The organism is Streptomyces sp. NPDC015127 (assembly GCF_043080095.1).
In the GTDB taxonomy this organism is placed as follows: domain Bacteria; phylum Actinomycetota; class Actinomycetes; order Streptomycetales; family Streptomycetaceae; genus Streptomyces.
In genome coordinates, this window is the sequence record NZ_JBIBVE010000002.1 from 313,081 (window position 1) to 334,723 (window position 21,643).

The following is a 21,643-nucleotide window of genomic DNA, read 5'->3' on the forward strand; positions in this document are numbered from 1 at the left end:
TGGACAGGACGGGCCGCCGGGGCCGAGGGGTGTAGTTACGGCGTTGCCGGATTGCCGCCGAAGGTCACGACGAGGCGCCCGTCCGCAGCGAAGGACCAGCGCAGGGCACCGGCGTACGAGGAGCACCGGGACCCGTTCGTGCCGGACCAGAACTGGTTCGAGCTGTCGGCGTCACCGACGACCCTGTCGTTCGTCCCGCTGCCGCTGCGGCACGAGGTGTTGCTGCGGAACACCGAAGTACCGGCGTCGAACGAGTAGTTGCGCTGCGCGTTGTCGATGCTGGTGTTGCTCGACACCGACATCGTGCCGGGGTTCCTGTTGTAGGTGAACCCGTGCTTGCCGTTGCGGTAGGCGATACTGCGCCGGACGACGTGGTTCACCCCGATGTCCTCGCCGCCGAGCTTGTAGCCGTTGCGGTCACCGTTGCCGGCCTGGGACCCGTCGCTGAGGGTGCCGTTGTCGTAGGCGAGGGAGTCCTCGATGGTCACGGGGCCGATGGGGCCCGTGTCCGTCTTGGTGTAGAGGTCCCAGCCGTCGTCGATGTTGTGGTGGGCCACGGCGTAGCGGAAGACGTTCCCGGGACCGGAGGTGAGCTTCGCGGCGAAACCGTCGGCGTCCTCGCCGTCGGAGTCGGCGTTGTCGTGCGACTCCGCGGAGAGGATGAGGTTGTGGGACGGCCACTGGTCGCGCGGCGTCGTGGAGGCCATCCGCGAGAGCTGCAGTCCCGTGTCCCGGTTGAAGCGCGTCACCGTGCGCTCGAGGACGTTGTTGCTGCCGCCGACGAAGATGCCGTTGTCGCCTGCGCGTTCGACGACGATGCCTTTGACGTGCCAGTACGACGCGTTGACGGCGAGGCCGCGGTTCGACGCGGCCTCGGTCTGGGCCGAGAAGTTCAGGACGGGGGTCTCGCCCGGGTAGGCGAACAGTTCCGTACGGTCGCCGGAGGTGCCGTTCCTGCCCGCCGGGACGGTGACCGTCTGGGAGTAGCGGTAGGTCCCGCCGCGCAGGTAGATCGTCCCGCCGGGAGTGATACGGCTGATCGCCGAGGTGAGCGTTGTCGGGGCGGACACCGTTCCGGCAGCGCTGTCGCTGCCGTTCGGCGCCACGTACAGCGCGCTGCCCGTCGGCGGCGGGGTGGTGGTCCCGCCCGTCTCGACCTCGACGTAGTCGATGTTGGGCAGGCCGGCGGACGTGGTCGGGTTGAAGCGGATGGTGTTGCTGCCCGCGTTCACCGGGACGGTCAGCGTCTTGGTGACCCAGGTCGTCCAGGCGCCCGTGGCTTCGTACGACGGCGTCTGTCCCGTGGCCCCGTTGACCACCAGACCGGCCGGCCGCGCGGTGCCGGATCCGTTGGCGAACCGGACCCGCAGGGTTGCCGTGCCGGAGGCGGGGGCGTGCACCGTGAACTGCGCGTAGGCGCCCGCCGCGTTGTTGCCGTTGCAGAAGCCGGCGCCGGAGTAGCCGGCCCAGTCGGAGTCGACGGTGCCGGTGCAGATGGCCGGGGATGTCTCGGCCTCGTACCGGGTGGACGCTGCCTGCGCCGGGTGTCCGGCCAGCGTGACGAGCGCGCCGGCTAACAGGCCGACGCAGGCCGTGAGGGGTCTCAGATGCATCGTTGGTCTCCAGGATGGTGGGGGAGCGGGACGGGTGGCCGGGAAACCGCGCGGTGGCGCGGTCGGTCCCCCCGGTGCCGCCCGTGGTGCCGTGCTGCCGGGCGTGGGGGCCGACGGCGTCCGAGGCGGACACGTCGCCCGGCAGCACCGTGCGCCTCAGGGTTGCCGCGGAGCGGCGCGGGGTTGCCGGGTCGCAGAGGTTTTTAGCGGCGTGTAGTAGCGGGGCCGGACCGCGCTTGGTGGCGCGCACCTCCCGGGCCCGACCGCCTTTCGCGACGCGGAGTTGCCGTGGCGGCACGCCCGTTCACGGCGCTCTCATTGCGCCCTCGCGGCGCGTAAGGCGGCCGTGCCGGGCGGACCCGAGTTCATCAGCGGGCATTCGCGCTCGAGGAAGGCACGAGAGGCGATCCTGGACCCGAAGCCGGTGATGCGCGGCACGAGCGGACCGGCCGAGGATGCGGACTGATCCGCGGCGTACAAGCGGCGCAACGCCGTGGGAAGTTCACCGAGCGGTGCGGTGCCCGAGTTCGGGGTGCTCGTCATGCCCCCGTCGGAGAGGATGAGCCCTCGCTCGATTGGTGGGCGCGCTCGCCGGACCGCGCGGACGTACGGCTGCACGCCCGCCGTGATGGGGCGCCGCCCGTCGCGCGGGTCGCGCCGGACCGCGGCGTTGTACGGCGGACAGCCGTCAGCGCCGCGGCCCGTGAGCGGTTGCCGTCACCGATACCCCGTTGCGTCCGCCGGCTTGCCGGCGTCGTCGACCTCGACCAAGTAGCGCCAGCAGTCCGGACGCGAACCGTCGAGGTCGGTGAAGCCGTACTCCTGAGCGAGTTGCCCGCTGGACAGTGACTGGCCGTTCCAGCGCGCGACACCGACGTCACCGGCCAGCGCCGCGACCGCTCGTCCGACGTACGACGGGCTCTCCGAAATGCAGAAGTGCGGCACCTCGGCCAGCGCGTCGCGCCAGTTGTCCTCGGTGACGCCGAAGCCGTCGAGCATCATCTCCGAGCGCAGCCAGCCCGGAGTGAGCGCCACCGCCGTCCCGCCATGCGGTTTCAGCTCGTGTGCGAGCACGAACGCCATGCGCAGCACGCTGTTCTTGACCAGGTCGTAGAAGTACGAGTTTCTGTAGTTCTCCCCGTTGTACGCGGATGTTCCGTCGGTCATCTCGACCACGAGCCCGCCCGGTTGCCGCACCAGCAGTGGCAGCAGGAAATGGCTGGTGATCGCGTGTGTCTCCACGCCCAGTCGGAGCAGCCGCAGTCCGTTGTCGAGGTCGTGCTCCCAGACCGGCGTGTCGAACGCGAACAGCCGCTCGCCGCCCCAGACATCGTTGACCAACACGTCGAGCCGCCCCTGCTCGGCATCGATGCGCTCGGCCAGCGCACGGACCTGCTCGGGCACCAGGTGGTCGGTCGGCACCGCGATGCCGGTTCCGCCGGCGGCGGTGACGAGTTCCGCGGTCTCCTCGAGCGTCTCGGGCCGATCGTATTCCGAGCGCCGTTGCCGAGTCGTGCGGCCGGTGACGTAGACCGTCGCACCCGCCGCGCCGAGCTGGACCGCGATGCCGCGCCCGGCGCCCCGCGAGGCGCCCGCGACCAGCGCGATCTTTCCGTGGAGGTCCGGTGTCGATGTGTCGGACATGAATCCCCTTGAGGTCGTTGTCCACCTGTACGGCCCGGTCCACGTCCGCCATCGACGCCGACCGGTGAAACCATGGTCGGTCCAAAACCCGACACCTTGTGTCCTATTTCTTCACTCGTCTCACGGACGCCGAGGATGAACCACTCGTTCGGTCCGTGGGCTCCACAGGAACAGTGTTGCCGTCATCGATCACCGCGGACTCGAGTCCGGATCTGCCGACGACTCCGCCGGCTTCCGGGCCAGGAGGTACGCCTGCCGGCCCTGCCGGGGCTTCTCGCTCTCGGTGGGCTCGCGGATCAGCCGGGCGTCCACGACAAGCCCGGTCCGGCTCACCAGCTCCTCGACGGTGTCGGGGGGCAACCAGTAGACGTCGAGCGAGAGGTCGTGACCGTACGCGTGCTCCAGGTGCCGGTGCTTGTCACCGGCCTTGAAACCGATCAGCAGATGGCCGCCCGGGGCCAGCACCCGGTGGAACTCGGCGAACACCACCGGCAACTGCTCCGGAGGGGTGTGGACGGTCGAATACCAGGCGACGATGCCGCCGAGGGCGCCGTCGGCCAGGTCGAGGCCGGTCATCGACCCTTCTTCGAACTGCAGGTCGAGGTGCGTCCGGCGGGCGACCGCAACCATCTTCGGCGACAGGTCGATGCCGAAGGCGCGTACCCCGAGGGAGTGCAGATGTGCCGTCACATGGCCGGGCCCGCAGCCGATGTCGGCGACGGGCCCGAGGTCGGAATCCCGTACGAGGTCGGCGAACACGCTCAGCATCGCGCGCCCGTAGAGGTCGCCCTCGAAAAGGGGTGGGACGAGCTTGGCGTAGTCGACGGCCACGGTGTCGTAGGCCACCCGGGAGGCATGCAGGTAGGTCGGCTCGGTCATGGCCAAGGACGGTAGCGCTCTCTGCTCCCCGGGGGGCTGTCCCCGGTCCGGAGCCGGCACGACGAGGGCGGTGGCGGCATCCACGCGCCGCCTCGCATGGTCGTCGTCTCTGCTGAGTCGACCGGCCCAGCCGCCTGTGGAGGCTCGCCCTAATCGGCCCATGCGCGGTTGGACGTGCCCTTCCCGGTGAACCGTCGGCTCCTACGACAATGTGCGGACCGTGCAGCAACTGCGCTTTCCCGGCCACCGGGCCGACGTCAGAGCATTCGCCGAGAAGCTCCGCGCCTACGAGCGAGCCGGCTACACCCTTCCCGAGGACGCCCGGACGATGTACCGGCGTGCAGCGCTCTGTCCGCCGTTGACCTTCACGGAAACCTACCGCGATCACTACGACCGGTTCGTCGCGATCGAGCCCTGCAACGCCCAGTGAGCTGACAGGATTCCCGACTCGGCCGCCTCGCGGTGTGATGTGAGCGCGGGCCGGCCGGGTCGGAGCGTCAAGCCTGCGGGGTCAGGCGAAGACCACGCAGGCGGCGGCCGGCACCGACACCGCGCCTGCGCGGCGCAGTTGCCCGCTGCGCGGGTCGACGTCGAACCAGGTGACGTCCCCGGACCATTCGTTGGCGACGTACAGCCTGCGTCCCGAGGGGTCGGCCACAAGATCGCGCGGCCAGCTGCCACCGCACGACACGCTGCTGGTGACCCGTGGTTTCTCGGTTCCGTCGGCGAGGGAGAGCGTGTGGAGTGTGTTGCTGCCGCGGACCGCGGCCCGGACGAAGCGCCCGTCGGACGAGACGGAGACGACCGAGGGGTAGGCCCGTACGTCCTCCGGAGCATCATCGGTGTCGATCGCGACCTCGGAGAGCGGCTCCAGCTGCCCGGATGCCGGATCCCAGCGGCAGACGGTCACCTGCGGCTCCAGCTCGTGCAGCACGTAGACCACCTCGCCGTCGGGGTGGAAGGCCAGGTGACGCGGTCCCGATCCTGACCGGAGCACCGTCTCGGCGTGTGTGCGGAGGTCACCGGTGGCCGGGTCGAGCGCGCAGACGCGTACCGAATCGGTTCCGAGGTCCACAGTGAGCACCCAGTCGCCGCTGGGGTCGGACAGCACCTGGTGGGCGTGCGGTCCTTGCTGCCTGTCGGTGTCGGGGCCCGAACCGTGGTGCGCGAGGACGGCGGGAGGTCCGGACACGCTGCCGTCGGCTGCCAACGGCAGGCTGCTCACGCTGCCGGACGCGTAGTTGGCGGTCAGCAGTCGGCGCCCGGCCACGCTGAGATGGGTGGGGCCGGCGCCGCCCACCTCGACCGCCGGGCCGAGTGCGGTGAGAGTCCCGGCCCCGGGCAGGAAGGCCGCGGCCCTGCCCGGCGTCGTGTCGCTCACGGCGTAGAGCACGCCGGTGTCCGGAGCGAGGGCCAGGCACGAGGGGTTCTCGACGGTGTCGACGGCCGTGCGCGGGGTCAGCGCTCCGGTCGCCGGGTCCACGGCCGCGACAGTGATGCCGTGGCCGCCTCCCGAGGTGAACGAGCCGATGTACGCCCACTGCCCGCCGCTCACGTCCGTCGGGTTCCTGCGCTCGCTGCCGCCCATGGGATGCCCTCTCCAGCCGTGCCTGATCCGCTTCGGGGCCCAACGATCGGCCGGGCGCTGTGGTCACGGCGCCGCCAACTGCCCACGGCGCACCGATCCGCCGATCGAGCGCCCCTGTGCAGCGAACGGGTGAAGGGCGCCGAGACGGACAGCCGGGCGCCGGGCGAGCCCGGACCTGCTGCCGTCACCGGTCGCCTCGGTAGAGGCGGGCCGCACCGCGGACGCGCAGGCCGACCTCGTCGCCGAGGGTGTACGGGACCGCGGTGGGGTCGAAGATGCGAGCCGTCACCGGCGTACCGTCCGTCAGTTGCAACGCGAGGAGCGCGTCATGGCCTTGGAAGTCGCGGCGTACGACGGTGGCCGCGACCGTGCTCGCGGTGCCGAGGGGGACGACCTCGATCTGTTCGGGCCGCAGGAGGACGCGCCCGGGACCTGACGGCGGCAGGCCGCCGACTGCCGGGATGACGGGCACTGGGCCGAGCGGTGTGCGGGCCTCGTGGCCGTGCAGCGCGGCGGGCAGCCACACCGCCTCGCCGACGAATCCGGCCACCCACGGGTCGGCGGGTGAGCCGTAGACGAGGTCCGGTGGTCCGCTCTGGACGATGCGGCCCTCCCGCATGACGGCGATCTCGTCGGCGATCGACAGGGCCTCGGCCTGGTCGTGGGTGACGAGGACGGCCGTGGCGCCGTCGGCGCGCAGGGCCTGGCGCACGTCCCGGCGCAGCTCGGTACGGAGGGCCGCGTCGAGCGAGCTGAACGGCTCGTCGAGCAGGACGACCGGCGGGTGCGGGGCCACTGCCCGGGCGACCGCGACGCGTTGCTGCTGGCCGCCGGAGAGGTGGTACGGCATCCGGTCCCTGAAGCCCGTCAGGCCCACGAGCTCCAGCACGGCAGCGACGCGGCCGGAACGCCGGGCCGACCGGTCGAGACCGTAGGCGACGTTCGCGCGGACCGACAGGTGCGGGAAGAGGGCGCCTTCCTGCGGGACCACCGCGATGCGCCGCCGTTCGGGCGGCAGATCGGAACCGGGGGCAGCGACCCGGCGGTCGTCGAGCCGGATCTCCCCGGCATCCACGGCCTCGAAGCCGGCGATGCAGCGCAGCAGTGTGGTCTTGCCGCAGCCGGAGGGGCCCAGCACCGCCATCAGCGAACCCGAGCGGACGACGAGGTCCACCCCGCGCAGGGCGCGCACCGGGCCGTACGACTTGTGCAGTCCGGTGATGCGCAGGTCCGCCACGTCAGCCCCCTCCCCGGACGGGTACGCCGGTGCGTGTCGAGAGCCACCAGGTGGGTACGGCGGCCAGGAGCACCAGCAGGGCCGCATAGGGCGCGGCGGCCGCGTACGCGGAGACCGACGTCTGCGTCCACAGCTCGGTGGCGAGCGTGTCCATGCCGGTCGGGCGCAGCAGCAGCGTGGCGGGCAGCTCCTTCATGCAGGTGAGGAAGACGAGTGCGGCTCCCGCGCCGATGCCGGGTGCGGCCAGCGGCAGCGTCACCGTGCGCAGGACGTACGTCCGCCGGCGCCCGAGCGAGCGGGCCACCTCCTCCAGACCGGGCGGGGCCTGTACGGCGGCGGCCCCGACGGCGGCCACCGCAAGGGGGAGGAAGAGCGCCGCGTACGACAGCGCGAGGAGCCACACGCTCTGATAGAGCGGGTAGGCCACGTTGATCCCGAAGAAGACCAGCGACAACCCGATGACCAGGCCGGGCAGCGCGTGGGACACGTAGGCGAGGCGGTCCAGGGCGACGGTGACCGGGCCTGGTGCGCGGGCGGACAGCAGCCCGAGCGGCAGGGCGAGCAGCATGGTGAGGCCCGCGCCTGCGAGGGCGACCGACAGCGAGTTTCCCGCCGCGGTGGCGACTTCGGCCACCGAACCGGGCCGCGACACTCCCTCGCCGAACCACCGCACCAGGCTCGCCATGGGAACTCCGAGGGACAGCGCCGCCACACAGGTCAGCCCGAGCACGGCCGGCCACCGCGTGCTCCCCAGTCGCCACCGCACCGGTGGCCGGCCGGCTCCGCCACCGAGGCGGGCGTAACGGGCCCCGCGGCGCCGGGTCAGCTGCTCGGCGATGACGATCAGCAGGGTCAGCGCGACGAGGACGGTGGCGAGCACGAGCGCGCCGGTGCGGTCGAAGCCGAGGTTGATCGCGGTGAAGATCGCCCGGGTGAAGACCTCCACACGCAGGATGGACACGGCCCCGAAGTCGGAGAGCACGTACAGCGCGACGAGCAGCGCGCCCGCCGCCACCGCGGGCCTGACCTGACGCATCGTCACGCCGAGGAACGTACGCAGCGGACCGCGCCCGAGCGACCGTGCCACCTCCTCCTGCGCGGCGTCCACACCGGTCAACGCGGCCGCGACGGGGAGGTGGACGTACGGGTACGAGCACAGGGTGAGCACAAGGGCGGCCGCCCAGAAGCCCTCGAAGCGGACGAAGGTGGAGACCCAGGCGAAGCCCGCCACATAGCTGGGTACGGCGAGCGGCAGCGCGGCGAGTACGCCGAACAGCCGCCGCGCCGGCAGATCGGTGCGCGTGACAAGGAGCGCCGTCGTCACACCGAGCACCGTGCACGCCGCGGTGACCAACCCGGCCAACGCCACGCTCCGGGCGGCAAGCGCGGCGGTCCGACCGGAGAGGAGTTCCTCGGTGATCCGCGCCCACCCCGCGTCGGCGACGCGTACACCCAGATAGGCCAGCGGGATCAGCGCGACGCCGACCCCGAGCGCCGCGGCGGCCGCCAGCGCCGGGCGCGGCACCAGCCGCCGCACCCAGGGAGGGGCGAGGGACGGCAGCGTACTCAGGCCAACCCCGAATCCTTGATCATTTCGACCGTGGTCTCCAGATCGTCCAGGTCGTTGAGGTCGATGTCCGGTGTCTTCAGCGCGGACAGCTCGGGCAGCCCCGGGGCGCTGTCCACACCGGCCGTCAGCGGGTACTCGAACGTCTCCCGGGCGAAGTAGTTCTGGGCCGCGGTGCCCAGCAGATAGTCGAGGAACGCGCGCGCGTCCGGATCGTCGCCCGCCTTCTTCAGCACGCCGACTCCCGAGACATTGACCAGCGCACCGATGTCTCCGCCCGGGAAGAAGTGGTTCTTCGCCTTGAGCGCGGTGACGGGAGTGCCCTCCTCCTTGGCCAGCTCGTACACGTAGTAGTGATTGACCAGTCCGGCGGCGATCCGGCCTCGGTCGACATCGGCGACGATGGGGCCGTTCCCTTCCCTGATCTGAGCGCCGTTGGCCTTGAGTCCCGCCAGGAAGTCCTTGGTCCGCTGCTCGCCGTGCTCCACGCGCATGGCGGTGACGAACGCCTGGAAGGAGCCGTTGGTCGGTGCGATGCCGATCTTGCCCTTCCATTCCGGTCGGGTCAGATCGAAGACGGACTTCGGCAGCTCCGCCGCGGGTACCTGGTCCGCGTTGTAGACCATCGTGCGCGAACAGCCGGTCACCCCGACCCACTCCCCGTCGTCGTCCCGGTAGGCGTCCGGCACCTTGTCCAGCACCGCGTCGGGCAGCTCGGCGAACAGGCCCCGCTTGGCCACGGCTCCCAGAGCCCCGGCGTCCTGCGCGAGGAACACGTCGGCCGGGCTGCGGCCGCCCTCCTCCTGGAGCTGAGCGGCCATCGCGGCGGTGTCGCCGTACCGGACCTCGGTGGTGATGCCGCTGGCCTTGCGGAAGTCGTCCAGTACCGGCTCGACGAGGGACTCGCTCCGCCCGCTGTAGATGGTGATCTTCTTCTCGGGGCCGGAGGACGGCTGCTCGTCCCCGTCCTCGCCGCATGCAGCGACACCGAGCACCAGCAGGCCGCCGACGGCCAGCGCGGCGACGCGTCTCCCGTGAGCTGTACGCACGCTCTCACTCCTGTCCCACAGGCCCACGGGCCTTATTAGGAAAGCCTTACCTCTCCTGAGTCAACATAATTCATGACATCTCGGGGCGTGCCCGTGACGCGCTGCATCCGAGTGAGAGGTGTCCGTGGGTGAGGGGCGGCGCGGTGTGCTCTACGGCTGTTCGATGACCTGTGCGATGTAGAGCGCTTCGCCGAGCTTGTCGATCAGCTCCAGCTGGGTGTCGAGATAATCGATGTGCTGCTCTTCGTCGGCGAGGATCGACTCGAAGAGGTTGGCGGATGTGATGTCGCTCTTCGTCCGCATGACCTCGATGCCACGCTTGAGGCGGTCGATGGCCCCGACCTCGATCTCCCGGTCGGCCTGGAACATCTCGGTGACCGTCTGGCCGACGGTGACGTGGAAGAGGCGTTGGTAGTTCGGCAGGCCGTCCAGGATGAGGATCCGGTCGGTCAGCGCCTCCGCGTGATTCATCTCCTCGAAGGACTCGTGACGCGTATGCGCGGCGAGCTTCGGCCAGCCGAAGCTGTCCTGCATCTTCGAATGGAGGAAGTACTGATTGATCGCAGTCAGTTCGGCGGTCAACTGCTCGTTCAGAAACTCGAGAACCTCGGAATCGCCCTTCATGGTCCTGGGCTCCTTCCGCGCGCACGGAGGGGCGGATACCCACATCCTTTCACCCGGTACTGATCAGTTCCAGGAAGGTCGGCCTTCCTCGGCCGGGGACCCGTAAGGTAACTTAGGTAAGCCTAAGCTAACTTGAAAGGGGGCTCGGTGTGGGTGCTGCGGACATCTGTACGGCTCGGCCGACCAACGGGGAACGCGTTCGCAGCGTGGTGGCCGCCGCGGGATCCCTGACAGTGGTCACCGACCGGCACGCGTGCGAGCTGGCCGGGCTGCACAGCCTGGACGAGCGGGGGCGGTTGTGTCTGCGCGTGCCGGACGAGTGTGCGCTGGCGGCCGAAGTCGCCCTGGCGCCCCGCGGGATCGTTGCCGCCCTGTTGAAGTTCACCGACATCGCACCCACCGCCGTGCGCGAGCGGGTGCGTGCGCGTGTGACGCTCTCCGGATGGCTGGCACCCACCGGACCGGTCTCCGGGACGCCGGGCACGGACGTACGTCTGGACTTTGCGCATGCCGAGCTGGTGACCGCGACGGGAGCGGTCACCGTCGGACTCGACGAACTCACCCTCGCAGAGGCGGACCCCCTGGCGGTGCACGAGGCCGACATGCTCACCCACCTCGTCGACGTGCACAGCGACGAAGTCGCCCTGCTCACCCGCCTGGTGGACCCCCGGCTGATGCGCGGCGTCCTGCGCGTGCTGCCCCTGTCCATGGACCGGTACGGGATCACACTGCGATGTGAACGCGCCGACGCGTATCACGACGTGCGCCTGCCGTTTCCCACTCCGCTGAGCGACGCGGCGGAGGCGGGCGACCGTGTCCGCACGTTGCTCGCCGCCGCTACGCTTCCAGGGGCGTAGCCGACAGTGCGCAACCTGGGGGACTCGTGAGCCGACCACTGCTGTTCCTCGACGTGGACGGGCCCCTCAGGCGTACGTGACGGCCCACCATCACGGGCATGGCCTGCTGCACCACGTAGCCGCGCGTCCCCGCGGCCGCCGCGGACACATCTCGCGGTCTCTCACCTGAACCACCGTGCCACACCGCCTCGTTGGCCCGTGATCGGACCGCGACCCCCCTGCGCCACGAATGATCACCGCGTGCAGAATGACCTGTATGTCGACAACCAACATGCCGAGGACGACAACGGTCCACGACGCTCCTGTGATCAGCCGCACGCTGGCCCGTGCCTTCGACGACGATCCGATGATGCGCTGGTTCTTCCCCGACGACGCCTCGCGCGAGGCAGCGCTGGGCCGCTACTTCACCACGATCTTCACCCGGCAGTACCTCCACCACGCCGTGTGCGAGCGCACCGAGGCGGCGGCGGCCTTCTGGGTGCCGCCGGAGGCGCAGGCCAAGGCTGTCCCCGACGCCGAAACCGTTCAGGAGCTCCAGAACATCCTGGGCGACCGGGCCGGGCTGTTCAGGGACACCGTCGAGACCGCCTCCCGGCACACACCCCAGGAACCGCACTGGTACCTGGCGCTGATCGGCGCCGACCCGGCCGCCCAGGGCCAGGGGCAGGGGGCCGCCCTGCTGCGCTCGGGGCTGGCCAAGGCCGATGCGGCGGGGCTGCCGGCCTGTCTGGAGTCCTCCAAGCCGTCCAACCTCCCCTTCTACGAGCACTTCGGCTTCACGGTGCGTGAGGAGCTGCGGCTGCCGGAGGGCGGACCGGTGCTGTGGGCGATGTGGCGCGAGCCGCGCCGCTCGGCCGCCGCGTGACACAACGGCCCGACGCCGTCAGGGCGAGCGCCTGCGGAAGGTACGCCGGTAGGCGTCCGGAGGCACGCCCACACTGCTCTTGAAGTGGCGGCGCAAGGTCGTGGCGGTGCCCATGCCCGTGGCCGCGGCGATCGCATCGACGGTGTCGTCGGTGGTTTCGAGGAGTTCCTGGGCCCGGTGGATGCGCTGGGTGAGCAGCCAGCGCAGGGGCGTGGTGCCGGTGACGGCCGTGAAGTGGCGGGCCAGGTTGCGTGAGCTCATGTTCGCCTGGCCCGCCAGTTGCTCCACGGTGAGCGGCTGGTCGAGGCGCTGCATGGCCCAGGACAGCAGGGCGGCGAGGGGGTGGTCCCGGGGTTCGGGCAACGGGGTGGCGACGAACTGGGCCTGGCCGCCCGCCCGGTGGGGCGGGACGACCAGGCGGCGGGCGACCTGGTTGGCAACGGCCGAGCCGTGGTCGAGGCGGATCAGGTGAAGGCACAGGTCCATGGCGGCGGCCTTGCCGGCGGAGGTGAGGACACGGCCGTTGTCGACGTAGAGGACGTCCGGGTCGACCCGCACGCGGGGGTACGCGGCGGCCAGCGCCGCGGCATGCGCCCAGTGGGTGGTGGCGCGTTGCCCGTCCAGCAGCCCGGCGGCGGCCAGCACGAACGCGCCCGTGCACAGGGAAGCCACCCGCGCGCCGGCTTCGTGTGCGGCGCGTACGGCGTCGACCAGCTCGGCGGGCGGGGCCTCCTCGGGGTCGGCGCACGCGGGGACGATCACCGTATGGGCGTGCGCGAGGTGGTCGAGTCCGTGGTCGGGTTCGAGGCGGAAACGGTCGCCGACCGGCACGGTCGCCGGGCCGCAGACGGTGAAGTCGTACCAGGGATCGACGAGGTCGGAGCGGTCGACGCCGAACACATCGCAGGCCGCGGCCAGTTCGAAGTGCGGAACGCCCGCCGTGACGGCCAGCGCGACAGTCCTCATGTCCGAAAGTGTACGGGCGATGGCATTGCCGCCACTCACGGCCGGAGGCCGGCACGAGCACGATGGCTCCCGTGGATCATTCGCGAGGACAGGGGATCCGATGGAATCGGCTCAGACGGTGGCGGTCTTCGGCGCCTACGGGCACACCGGGCGCTTCGTGGTGGCAGAGTTGCTGGAGCGGGGGCTGACCCCGGTCCTTTCCGGGCGTGACACCGACAGGCTCCGTTCGCTCGGGGCGTCGTTCCCCGGCCTGGAGATGCGGGTGGCGTCGGTGGACGATGCGGACTCGCTCGATCGTGCACTGGCCGGCGCAGCAGCCGTGATCAACTGTGCCGGTCCCTTCGCCGCGACGACCGGGCCGGTGATCGAGGCGGCGCTGCGGGCGCGGATCGCCTACGTCGATGTCGCGGCGGAGGTGGAAGCGGTGGCCGACACCTTCGCGCACTTCGACGAGCGGGCCCGTGACGCCGGGACCGTCGTCGTGCCCGCGATGGCGTTCTACGGCGGTTTGGGCGACCTGCTGGCCACCGCGGCGATGGGCGCGTGGTCGCAGGCCGACGAGGTGTTCCTCGCCTATGCGCTGAGCAGTTGGCATCCCACGGCGGGCACCCGGAAGGCAACCCAGGTCTCCCGGCGACGCCGCGACAACCAGCGCCTGGTCTTCGCGGACGGCCGTATGGAGCTGCGTACCGACCAAGCACCCACCGGCCGTTGGTCCTTCCCGGCGCCGGTCGGCGAGCGGGCCGTGCTGGGCGAGTTCACCACCGCGGACAGTGTGACCGTCCCGCGTCACTTGAATACCCCAACGCTCCAGACCTACATGACCGTCGAGGCGGTCAGGGACGTACTGGCTCCCGATGCCACGCCGCCGGTGCCGGTCGACGAGCGGGGGCGCTCCGCCCAGACGTTTCTCGTCGACGTCGTCGTCCGCTCCGGCGCCGAGCAGCGCCGTGCCGTGGCCGGCGGCCAGGACATCTACGCCATCAGTGCCCCCCTCGCCGTCGAAGCGGTGATCCGGATCCTGGACGGGCAGGTCAAGGGGGCCGGGGTCGCCCCGGCGGGAGAGATCTTCGACGCGCCGGATTTCCTGCGCTCGCTGTCGCCGCATCTGTCGTTCGAACTGGGCGAGGTCGAGTCCGGCGGTGTTGTGCCCGGTGGTGCGGCGCCGGGACCGGCGTCACCGACGACGCGACCCCCGGCCGGCTGAGGCGCCGGTTCCGAGTTTCACGACTCCCGTGGGTTCGAGGTGCTCGCAAGGTGGGGGAAGCGGAATTCGGTGCGGCTGTGCCCCGTTGTTCCGGGGCGCAGCACGGCGTCGGGGTAGTCCGGGCGGTTGGGTGTGTCGGGGAAGTGCTGCGTCTCCAGGCAGATCCCACTGTGTCGGCCGTGCGCGCGGCCGTTGACGTCCGTGAGGGTGCCGTCGAGTTGGTTGGCGGTGTAGACCTGGATGCCGGGTTCCGTGGTCCACACCTCCATGACCCGGGTGCCGGCCGGAGCCGTGAGCCGGGCCGCCCGCCGCAGGGGGGTGTCACCGGCGGCCAGGGCCCAGCAGTGGTCGTAGCCCGCGGCCCGGCGGATCTGGTCGTCCGCCGCCAGGAGTTGATCCCCGAGACGTCGGGGTGACGTCAGGTCGAAGGGGGTACCGGCCACTGCGGCAGCGGGGCCGTGCGGGATACCGTCCGTGTCCACGGGGAGGTAGGCGGTGGCGTCGACCTGAAGGGTGTGCCCGGTGATGTCGTCGCTGCCGCCCAGATTGAAGTAGGCGTGGTTGGTGGTGTTGACGACGGTGGGGCGGTCCGTCTCGGTCGAGTACTCGACCGACAGCGTGCCGCAGGCGTCGAGCGTGTAGGTGACGGTGATGTCGAGTGCACCGGGGAATCCCATGTCGCCGTCCGGGCTGTGCAGTGCCAGCCGTACCGCGGCGCTGTCCCCCTCCACCAGGGGAGTGGCGTGCCACACCTTGGTGTGGAACCCTTCCGGTCCGCCGTGCAGGGCGTGGCCGCGGTCGGTGACGGGGATCCGGTACGTCGTTCCGTCGAGGGTGAAGCGGCCGTGGGCGATGCGGTTGGCATAGCGGCCGATGAGGGCACCGAAGTAGGGGCCCTTCTCGGCGTACTGGTCGACGGAGGCCAGCGACAGGACGACAGAGGCCGTTTCACCCGCGGTATCGGGCACGCCGAGGGCGTGGAGGATGCCTCCGTAGGTGAGGATCTCGGCATGCACCCCGGAGGGGGACTCCAGTCGCCAGAGGCCGACGTCCTCTCCGCTCGGGGCCGTGCCGAACGGGCGGTGGTGCACGGTGGGTCGGGTCATGATCAGTCCTCTTGGCGAGCGAGTGAGCGAGTCAGTGGGCGGTCGGTCGGTCACAGGGAACAGGGCACGGGTCGGCCGGACGGGGTCGGACGCCCGTCGTGGCTCAGCCGTCGGCGTACCGCTGTGCGGAGGTCCGCCCGGTGCGGGTCGACTCCCTGACGACGAGCCGGTATCCGGGCCTGATCCTCCGCGGCTCCGACACCGGTCCACCGGTGAGCCGTTCGACGAGCCGGTCGACGGCCAGGCGGGCGATGGCCGACTTGTCGGGGGAGATGGTCGTCAGCGTGACGGCGCCGTAGCGGCTCTCCTCGATGTCGTCGAAGCCGACCATGGCGACGTCGTCGGGGACCGCGAGGCCGCGCTCGGTGAGCGTGCGCATGGCTCCCAGGGCGATCAGGTCGTTGTAGGCGAACACGGCGTCGGGACGTTCTCCGCGCTCCAGCAGCTCGGCCATGGCCGCGGCGCCGTCGGCACGGCCGTAGCCGTCCGTGGCGACGACAAGGCGGTCTTCCGGCTCGAGACCGGCCGCGGTGAGCTCCTCCCGCCAGCCGCGCAACCGCAGGTGGGCGGGCCGGCGCTCGCGGCTCGTACGGGAGCCGAGGAAGGCGATCCGGCGGCGGCCGAGGTCCAGCAGATGGCGTACCGCCGTGCGGGCGGCGGCCACGTTGTCGATGGCGATCTGGTCGTAGGGCGCCTCGTACTCCCGCTCGCCGAGCAGCACCAGCGGGGAGGTCTCCTGCCGGGCGAGCAGGTCCGCATTCTCCAGGTGGATGGGGCTGAGGATCAGGCCGTCGATGACGTGGGAACGGAACTCCTGGCTGACCAGCAGCTCCCGCTCCCGAAGACCGCCCGTGTGGTCGACCAGGACGGTGTAGTCGTGCACGGCCGCGGCGTCGATGACGGCACCGGCCAGCTCGGCGAAGTAGGGGTTGCCCAGCTCGGGTACCGCGAAGGCGATGATGCCCGTGCGCCCCTTGCGCAGATGGCGTGCGGTGAGATTGGGACGGTAACCGAGCTCGTCGATGGCCTGTTGCACCTTGGCGCGCATCTGCGGGGTGACGTGAGGGTAGTTGTTCACGACGTTCGACACGGTTTTGATCGACACGCCCGCCCGCTGCGCGACGTCCTTGAGGCTGACGCCCACGGCACTCCTCCGACTCGGTTCTGTTCGACAGGGACCCGGACCGGTGCTGTCCGGGTTCCTGGGGTGGTGCGCCGGTGTCCCGGCGGTCCTGCGTCCGCGCGGGATCCGGGCGGGGTCAGGCGGCTCTTCGGCTGTGGGCCAGGTACCGCTGCGCGACCACGACGAGAATAAGGAACCCGCCGCTGACCACGGACTGGTAGGAGGAGTTGAGCGAGCCGATCTGGTTGATGAGGTTCTGGATCACGGCGAGCAGGAGTACGCCCCAGAGTGTGCCGCTGACGGATCCGGCACCGCCGACGAGGAGCGTGCCGCCGATGACCACGGCGGCGATGGCGTCGAGCTCCATCCCGGCGCCGATGATGGTCACGCCGGAGGACAGCCGTGCCGCGTTGACGGCTCCGGCGAGGCCGGCCAGGAGCCCGCTGAGCAGATACACCAGGATCTTGGCGCGGGCGACGGGGAGCCCCATCAGGGTGGCCGCGTCGCTGCTCCCGCCCACCGCGAAGAGGGTCTGGCCGAAAGAGGTGCGCTGCAGCACCAGGCCGCCCGCGCCGAAGAGCACGAGGGCGATCAGGATCGGGAGGCCGAAGCCCCAGATGCTGCCCTGGCCGAGTGCCGCGAACGCCGAGTCCTTCGGGACGAGATGGGTGGTGGCGCCTTCGTCGGTGAGCGCGAGCAGCAGTCCGCGGGCCCCGAGCAGGCTCGCGAGGGTGACGATGAAGGGCGCCATCCCGGCACGGGCGATGAGTAGACCGTTGAGCAGTCCGATCGCCCCGCACACCAGGAGCGGTACGAGCAGCGCCGGCAGGATGCCCCACTGCGAGGCCCACGCGGCCAGCACACCGCCGAGGGCGAAGACCGAGCCGACGGACAGATCGATGCCGCCGGTGATGATCACCAGGGTCATGCCCAGCGCCACGATGGCGAGGAAGGACGCCTGCACGGTCACACCGCGGGCGTTGTCCAGGGTGGCGAACGTGGGGTAGACGAACGAGGCGATGAGGACGACGAGGAGCAGGACCGCGAGGACACCCTGACGCTGGACGAGCGAGGCGAGACGTTCCTTGCCGGAAGCGTCGGTCCCCGCGGGCTCCGTGCCGGCTCCGCCCTCCAGAGGCGCGGACGCACGGGTGCCTGCCCCGGACGCGGCGAGTGGTGAGGTGAGTTTCATCGGGATCGGCGCTCCCGTGCGACGTAGACGGCGACGACGATGATGGCCGCCTGGGCTATCTGGGCAGTGGAGTCGGGCAGGTCGTGCTTGACGAGCGTGGCGCGCAGCAACTGCATCAGCAGCGCTCCGGCGACGGTGCCGAGCACGCGGATGGAGCCTCCGGTGAGCGGGGTCCCGCCCACGACCACGGCGGTGATCGCGGACAGTTCCATCAAGGTGCCCAGCGAGGACGGGTCGGCGGCGGTGAGCCGGGCGGTGGCGAGAATGCCCGCCAGTGCCGCGAGGACACCGCACAGAATGTAGACGCCGGTCAGGACGCGCTTGACGGGCAGGCCGGCCAGGGCTGCTGCGGACCGGTTGCCGCCGATCGCGACCACCTGCCGCCCGAAGGTGGTCCGGTGCACGAGGAAGGCCACCGCGAGCGCCAGTACGGCGGCGATGACGACGACCAGCGGGATGCCGAGGAGGCTGCCGGTGCCGAGGGACAACAGGTCGGGGTTGGTGATCTGCTTCAGCCGGCCGTCCGCCATGACGAGGGCGAGTCCGCGCCCGCCGACGAACAGGGCGAGTGTGGCGACGATCGGTTGCAGCCCCACCACGGACACCAAGGTGCCGTTGACGGCGCCGACCACGGCACCGGCGAGGAGCGCGATGAGCAGGGCGGGCACGAGTCCGTAGCCGAGGTACAGCGGCAGCAGCGCCGCCGCCAGTGCCATGGCGGAACCCACCGACAGGTCCACCCCTTCGGTGCCGATGACCAGCGCCATTCCGAGGGCCACGATGACGATCGGGGCCACCTGGATCAGCTGGGTGCGGAGGTTGTCGGCGGTGAGGAAGTGGTCGGTGAACACCGCGTTGAAGACCAGGAGTGCGGCCACCGCCGCGTACACGCCGTACTCCTGGAACCATGCGGCGCCGCTCGGCCGTGACAGGCCGCGTGAAGGTGCCGCGGTGGCCTGGGTGGTCATCGGTGGTCCTCCTTGCCGGCCGCGGTCCGGGCCGGGTCCGGGGCCAGGGCTGGGGCCGGGTCCGGCTCCGGGATGTGCGTGTCGGTGCCGGTGGCTTCGTCGGTGTCCGCGGTGCCGGGGGCGTCGTTGTCCGGCGCCGGTGGGTCGGCATCGGTGTCCGCCACCGATGGAGCGGCGTCGGTGGCCGTCACCGGAGAGGCGACGGCGGGGGAGTGGTCGGCGAGCACGGTGAGCAGGGCGTCCTCCGAGACCTGATCGCCGATCAGTTCGCCCGCGGTGGCCCCGCTCCGCAGCACCACGATCCGGTCCGACCCTTCGACGAGTTCCTCGATGTCGGAGGAGATCAGCAGCACGGCGAGCCCTTCTTGCGCGAGCTCGTCGATGAGGCCCTGAACCTCCGCCTTGGCGCCGACGTCGATGCCGCGCGTGGGCTCGTCGAGCAGCAGTACCTTCGGCTCGAGACACAGCCATCGGGCGAGGAGGACCTTCTGCTGGTTCCCGCCGGAGAGTTCACCGACCTTCTGCTCGGGGCTCGACGCCTTGATGCGCAGGCGCTGCATGAAGATGTCGACGATGCGGTCCTGCCGCCTGCGCGAGACGATGCCGGCGCGCGAGAGCCGGGGCAGCGCGGCGAGCACGATGTTCTCGCGGACCGAGAGGCCGGGCACGATGCCCTCGGCCTTCCGGTCTTCGGGGAGGAGGCTGATGCCGGCACGGATGGCGCTCGCGGAGGAGAACCGGCCAAGCGGGCTGCCGTTGATGCGGATCTCTCCCGCGTCGAGCGGCAGGGCTCCGGCGAGCGCCTTGGCGGTCTCGCTGCGGCCGGACCCCAGAAGGCCCCCGAGGCCGAGCACTTCGCCGGGGTGGAGTTTCAACGACACGTCGTCCAACTGGTGCCTCCTGACCAGACCGGTGGCGCTGAGGACGGGCGCCTGCGCGATGTCGTGGACCTCTTCGCCGAAGCTCGTCACGCCGTGCCGGCGGACCTCGGAGACCTCCCTGCCGAGCATCATGGACACCAGCTGCATACGGTCGAGGCCGGCCAGGTCGCCGGTGTGGATGTGCTTGCCGTCGCGGAGCACGGTGACCCGGTCGCATATGCGGTAGAGCTCGTCCATGCGGTGGCTGACATAGACGACGGCGATGTTCTGCCGCCGCAGATCGCCGATGACCCGGAACAGGGTCTCGACCTCACGCGGCTCCAGGGACGAGGTGGGTTCGTCCATGACGACCACCTGGGCCCTGACGGACACCGCACGGGCCAGCGCGACCATCTGCTGGGTGCCGACGCCCAGGGTGTTCAGCGGACGGCGTGGGTCGACGGTGACGCCGAACCCTTCCAGGAGGCCTTCCGCCTCGCTGTGCATGCGCGCGAAGTCGATCAGCCCGAGTCGGTTCCTGGGCTCGCGGCCGAGGAAGATGTTGCGCGCCACGCTCATCAGCGGAACCAGGTTCACCTCCTGGTAGATCGTGGAGATGCCGGCCTGCTGGGCCTCGAAGGGGCGGGCGAAGTGCACCGGCTGTCCCGACAGGAGCAGTGTGCCCTTGTCCGGGCGGTGGACGCCGGTGAGTACCTTGATCAGGGTGGACTTGCCCGCGCCGTTCTCGCCGACGAGCGCGTGGGTCTCACCCGCGCGCAGGGTGAACGAGACGTCGTCGAGGGCGACCACGCCGGGGAAGCGTTTGCCGACGCCGCGAGCCTCCAGCACCGTGGGCGCGGCGGCCGGCTGCGTGCCGGTCGCCGCGGGCGCTGCCGCTTCGGGCGCTGCGGCTTGTGGCGCTGCCGCTTCGGGAGGTGCCGCTTCGGGAGGTGCCATGAACGTGGCCTTCCGGAGATGGATCGCTGGGGACGGGGGCCCGGCCGGCACGGGAAGTGACCACCGTGGGCCCGGGCCGCCACGGGAAGGGAGCACCGTGGCGGCCCGGAGCGGGCCGGGAAGTACCGTTCGGATCAGGCCGGTTCAGAGGCAGGACCCGAATGCGGGACCAGGGTCAGTAGGCTCCGCCGATCGAGGCCTTGGCGTTGGACGCGTCGTAGGCGCGGTCGGCGATGATGACGTTCTCCGGGATCTCCTCGCCGGCGTAGAACTTCTGGGCGGTGGCGAAGGCGAGCGGGCCGAAGCGGGGGTTGGACTCGATGACCGCGCTGAGTTCGCCGTTGGCGAGGGCCTGAACGGCGTTGCGCGTGCCGTCGATGGAGACGATCTTGACGTCCTTGCCGGGGGTCTTGCCGGCGGCCTTCAGGGCGGTGACGGCGCCGAGTGCCATCTCGTCGTTCTCGGCGTAGACGGCCGTGATGTCGGGCTTGGACTGGATGAGCTGCTCCATGACCTGCTGGCCCTTGTCACGGGCGAATTCGCCGGTCTGCTGGGCGACGATCTCCAGCCCCGGGGCCTGGGCCCCGACCTGGTCGACGAATCCCTTGGTGCGGTCGGTGGTGACGCTGTTGCCGGAGGAGCCGAGGAGGATGGCGACCTTGCCCTTGCCGCCGGTGGCCTCGACCATGGCGTCGGCCGCACGCTTGCCCTGCTCGACGAAGTCCGAGCCGAGGAAGGCCAGATAGTCCTTGCAGGCGGTGGCGTTGACCTTGCGGTCGATGGTGAGGACGGGCACCTTCTTCGCCGCGGCGGCCTGGAAGGCGGGCTCCAGTCCGTCCGAGTTGAGCGGCGCGACGATGAGGAACTGCGCGCCCTGGGCGAGCATGTCCTGGATGTCGCTGATCTGCTTCGACAGCTGCGACTGGGCGTTGGTGGTGAGGAGCTTCTTCACACCGACCTTGGCGGCCTCGTCCTTGATGGACTGCGTCTCGGCGATCCGGAAGGGGTTGGCCTCCTTCTCGGACTGGGAGAAGCCCACGACGGCGTTCTTCAGGTCGAGCTTGGGAGCGCCGTAGGTCTCGAGCGTGCAGCCGGGGCCCGAGGAGGCCGCGGGGGTCTGGACGGCCTGGGCCGCCTGGCTGCTGTCGCCGCCGGCGTTGTCCGAGGTCTCCGGCTTGGCGCAGCCGGACAGGGCCAAAGTCGCGGTGGCGGCGACCGAGCAGGCGACAGCGAGCGTGCGGGATCTCATCGGAAGGGTCATCTGAAGACACTCCTAGGCGGGGGGACAGCACCGCCGAGTGGCGTGCGGTCGGGCGGGGTGGGTGGCAGAGCCATGCCTGT

19 protein-coding genes are annotated in these 21,643 nt (G+C 70.8%); 4 read left to right on the forward strand and 15 right to left on the reverse strand.

The annotated features are described in order from the left end of the window. Positions 1-35: 35 nt before the first annotated feature. The 3 genes from ACF08N_RS04685 to ACF08N_RS04695 form a co-directional block, all read right to left on the reverse strand. Positions 36-1,613: a carbohydrate-binding protein gene (locus ACF08N_RS04685; protein WP_392323128.1), complete on the reverse strand. Its 1,578-nt coding sequence runs from the start codon at positions 1,611-1,613 to the stop codon at positions 36-38. Between the two features lie 717 nt (positions 1,614-2,330). Next, positions 2,331-3,257, reverse strand: coding sequence for an SDR family oxidoreductase (locus ACF08N_RS04690; protein ID WP_392323129.1), 927 nt, complete (start codon positions 3,255-3,257; stop codon positions 2,331-2,333). Between the two features lie 189 nt (positions 3,258-3,446). Next, positions 3,447-4,136 (reverse strand): class I SAM-dependent methyltransferase, encoded by a 690-nt coding sequence (locus ACF08N_RS04695; protein WP_392323130.1) that lies wholly within the window; start codon positions 4,134-4,136, stop codon positions 3,447-3,449. A gap of 220 nt (positions 4,137-4,356) precedes the next feature. Here ACF08N_RS04695 and ACF08N_RS04700 point away from each other — a divergent pair, with 220 nt between their 5' ends. Continuing rightward, positions 4,357-4,566 carry a hypothetical protein gene (locus ACF08N_RS04700; RefSeq protein WP_392323131.1) on the forward strand — a complete coding sequence of 70 codons (210 nt, stop codon included), beginning with the start codon at positions 4,357-4,359 and terminating at the stop codon, positions 4,564-4,566. Positions 4,567-4,647: 81 nt separating this feature from the next. Here ACF08N_RS04700 and ACF08N_RS04705 read toward each other — a convergent pair whose 3' ends face one another. From ACF08N_RS04705 to bfr, 5 genes are all read right to left on the reverse strand, one after another. Beyond that, the gene (locus ACF08N_RS04705) at positions 4,648-5,724 is read right to left on the reverse strand and encodes a lactonase family protein (RefSeq protein WP_392323132.1); all 1,077 of its coding nucleotides are present in this window, start codon (positions 5,722-5,724) and stop codon (positions 4,648-4,650) included. A 184-nt stretch (positions 5,725-5,908) separates the two neighbouring features. Next, entirely contained in the window at positions 5,909-6,961 is a 1,053-nt protein-coding gene (locus ACF08N_RS04710) for an ABC transporter ATP-binding protein (RefSeq protein ID WP_392323133.1), read from the reverse strand. A gap of 1 nt (position 6,962) precedes the next feature. Beyond that, positions 6,963-8,498 (reverse strand): ABC transporter permease, encoded by a 1,536-nt coding sequence (locus ACF08N_RS04715; protein ID WP_392323134.1) that lies wholly within the window; start codon positions 8,496-8,498, stop codon positions 6,963-6,965. A 29-nt stretch (positions 8,499-8,527) separates the two neighbouring features. After that, a complete protein-coding gene (locus ACF08N_RS04720) occupies positions 8,528-9,577 on the reverse strand; it encodes an iron ABC transporter substrate-binding protein (protein ID WP_392323135.1) in 1,050 nt (349 codons plus the stop codon). 150 nt (positions 9,578-9,727) lie between these two features. Further along, positions 9,728-10,201 carry a bacterioferritin gene (gene bfr / locus ACF08N_RS04725; protein WP_392323136.1) on the reverse strand — a complete coding sequence of 158 codons (474 nt, stop codon included), beginning with the start codon at positions 10,199-10,201 and terminating at the stop codon, positions 9,728-9,730. 149 nt (positions 10,202-10,350) lie between these two features. On the opposite strand from bfr, the gene ACF08N_RS04730 reads away from it, so the two are divergent. Both ACF08N_RS04730 and ACF08N_RS04735 read left to right on the forward strand, forming a co-directional pair. After that, positions 10,351-11,058, forward strand: a complete 708-nt coding sequence (locus ACF08N_RS04730) for a DUF2470 domain-containing protein (RefSeq protein ID WP_392323137.1) — start codon at positions 10,351-10,353, stop codon at positions 11,056-11,058. 256 nt (positions 11,059-11,314) lie between these two features. Beyond that, positions 11,315-11,923 carry a GNAT family N-acetyltransferase gene (locus tag ACF08N_RS04735; RefSeq protein WP_392323138.1) on the forward strand — a complete coding sequence of 203 codons (609 nt, stop codon included), beginning with the start codon at positions 11,315-11,317 and terminating at the stop codon, positions 11,921-11,923. An 18-nt stretch (positions 11,924-11,941) separates the two neighbouring features. Here ACF08N_RS04735 and ACF08N_RS04740 read toward each other — a convergent pair whose 3' ends face one another. After that, complete coding sequence (locus ACF08N_RS04740) at positions 11,942-12,889, reverse strand: GlxA family transcriptional regulator (protein ID WP_392323139.1); 948 nt, start codon at positions 12,887-12,889, stop codon at positions 11,942-11,944. Between the two features lie 100 nt (positions 12,890-12,989). Between ACF08N_RS04740 and ACF08N_RS04745 the strand changes: the two genes are divergently transcribed. Next, positions 12,990-14,096 carry a saccharopine dehydrogenase family protein gene (locus ACF08N_RS04745; RefSeq protein WP_392323140.1) on the forward strand — a complete coding sequence of 369 codons (1,107 nt, stop codon included), beginning with the start codon at positions 12,990-12,992 and terminating at the stop codon, positions 14,094-14,096. Between the two features lie 17 nt (positions 14,097-14,113). Here the strand turns inward: ACF08N_RS04745 and ACF08N_RS04750 are convergent, their stop codons facing one another. From ACF08N_RS04750 to ACF08N_RS04775, 6 genes are all read right to left on the reverse strand, one after another. Next, positions 14,114-15,202 carry an aldose epimerase family protein gene (locus ACF08N_RS04750; RefSeq protein ID WP_392323141.1) on the reverse strand — a complete coding sequence of 363 codons (1,089 nt, stop codon included), beginning with the start codon at positions 15,200-15,202 and terminating at the stop codon, positions 14,114-14,116. A 103-nt stretch (positions 15,203-15,305) separates the two neighbouring features. Then, complete coding sequence (locus tag ACF08N_RS04755) at positions 15,306-16,346, reverse strand: LacI family DNA-binding transcriptional regulator (protein WP_392323142.1); 1,041 nt, start codon at positions 16,344-16,346, stop codon at positions 15,306-15,308. A gap of 115 nt (positions 16,347-16,461) precedes the next feature. Continuing rightward, on the reverse strand, positions 16,462-17,517 hold the full coding sequence (locus ACF08N_RS04760) for an ABC transporter permease (protein ID WP_392323143.1): 1,056 nt from the start codon (positions 17,515-17,517) through the stop codon (positions 16,462-16,464). Then, entirely contained in the window at positions 17,514-18,485 is a 972-nt protein-coding gene (locus ACF08N_RS04765; protein WP_392323144.1) for an ABC transporter permease, read from the reverse strand. Before ACF08N_RS04765 ends, ACF08N_RS04760 begins: the two co-directional genes overlap by 4 nt. Next, positions 18,482-20,302 (reverse strand): sugar ABC transporter ATP-binding protein, encoded by a 1,821-nt coding sequence (locus ACF08N_RS04770; protein WP_392323145.1) that lies wholly within the window; start codon positions 20,300-20,302, stop codon positions 18,482-18,484. The genes ACF08N_RS04765 and ACF08N_RS04770 overlap by 4 nt, the downstream gene beginning before the upstream one ends. A 175-nt stretch (positions 20,303-20,477) precedes the next feature. Continuing rightward, on the reverse strand, positions 20,478-21,563 hold the full coding sequence (locus ACF08N_RS04775; protein ID WP_392323146.1) for an ABC transporter substrate-binding protein: 1,086 nt from the start codon (positions 21,561-21,563) through the stop codon (positions 20,478-20,480). Positions 21,564-21,643 lie beyond the last annotated feature (80 nt).

Coding starts and splice junctions, on each gene's coding strand:
- ACF08N_RS04685 (WP_392323128.1), bottom strand. CDS start 1,613: ATGCATCTGAGACCCCTCACGGCCTGCGTCGGCCTGTTAGCCGGCGCG.
- ACF08N_RS04690 (WP_392323129.1), bottom strand. CDS start 3,257: ATGTCCGACACATCGACACCGGACCTCCACGGAAAGATCGCGCTGGTC.
- ACF08N_RS04695 (WP_392323130.1), bottom strand. CDS start 4,136: ATGACCGAGCCGACCTACCTGCATGCCTCCCGGGTGGCCTACGACACC.
- ACF08N_RS04705 (WP_392323132.1), bottom strand. CDS start 5,724: ATGGGCGGCAGCGAGCGCAGGAACCCGACGGACGTGAGCGGCGGGCAG.
- bfr (WP_392323136.1), bottom strand. CDS start 10,201: ATGAAGGGCGATTCCGAGGTTCTCGAGTTTCTGAACGAGCAGTTGACC.
- ACF08N_RS04735 (WP_392323138.1), top strand. CDS start 11,315: ATGTCGACAACCAACATGCCGAGGACGACAACGGTCCACGACGCTCCT.
- ACF08N_RS04740 (WP_392323139.1), bottom strand. CDS start 12,889: ATGAGGACTGTCGCGCTGGCCGTCACGGCGGGCGTTCCGCACTTCGAA.
- ACF08N_RS04745 (WP_392323140.1), top strand. CDS start 12,990: ATGGAATCGGCTCAGACGGTGGCGGTCTTCGGCGCCTACGGGCACACC.
- ACF08N_RS04750 (WP_392323141.1), bottom strand. CDS start 15,202: ATGACCCGACCCACCGTGCACCACCGCCCGTTCGGCACGGCCCCGAGC.
- ACF08N_RS04760 (WP_392323143.1), bottom strand. CDS start 17,517: ATGAAACTCACCTCACCACTCGCCGCGTCCGGGGCAGGCACCCGTGCG.
- ACF08N_RS04765 (WP_392323144.1), bottom strand. CDS start 18,485: ATGACCACCCAGGCCACCGCGGCACCTTCACGCGGCCTGTCACGGCCG.
- ACF08N_RS04770 (WP_392323145.1), bottom strand. CDS start 20,302: ATGGCACCTCCCGAAGCGGCACCTCCCGAAGCGGCAGCGCCACAAGCC.
- ACF08N_RS04775 (WP_392323146.1), bottom strand. CDS start 21,563: ATGACCCTTCCGATGAGATCCCGCACGCTCGCTGTCGCCTGCTCGGTC.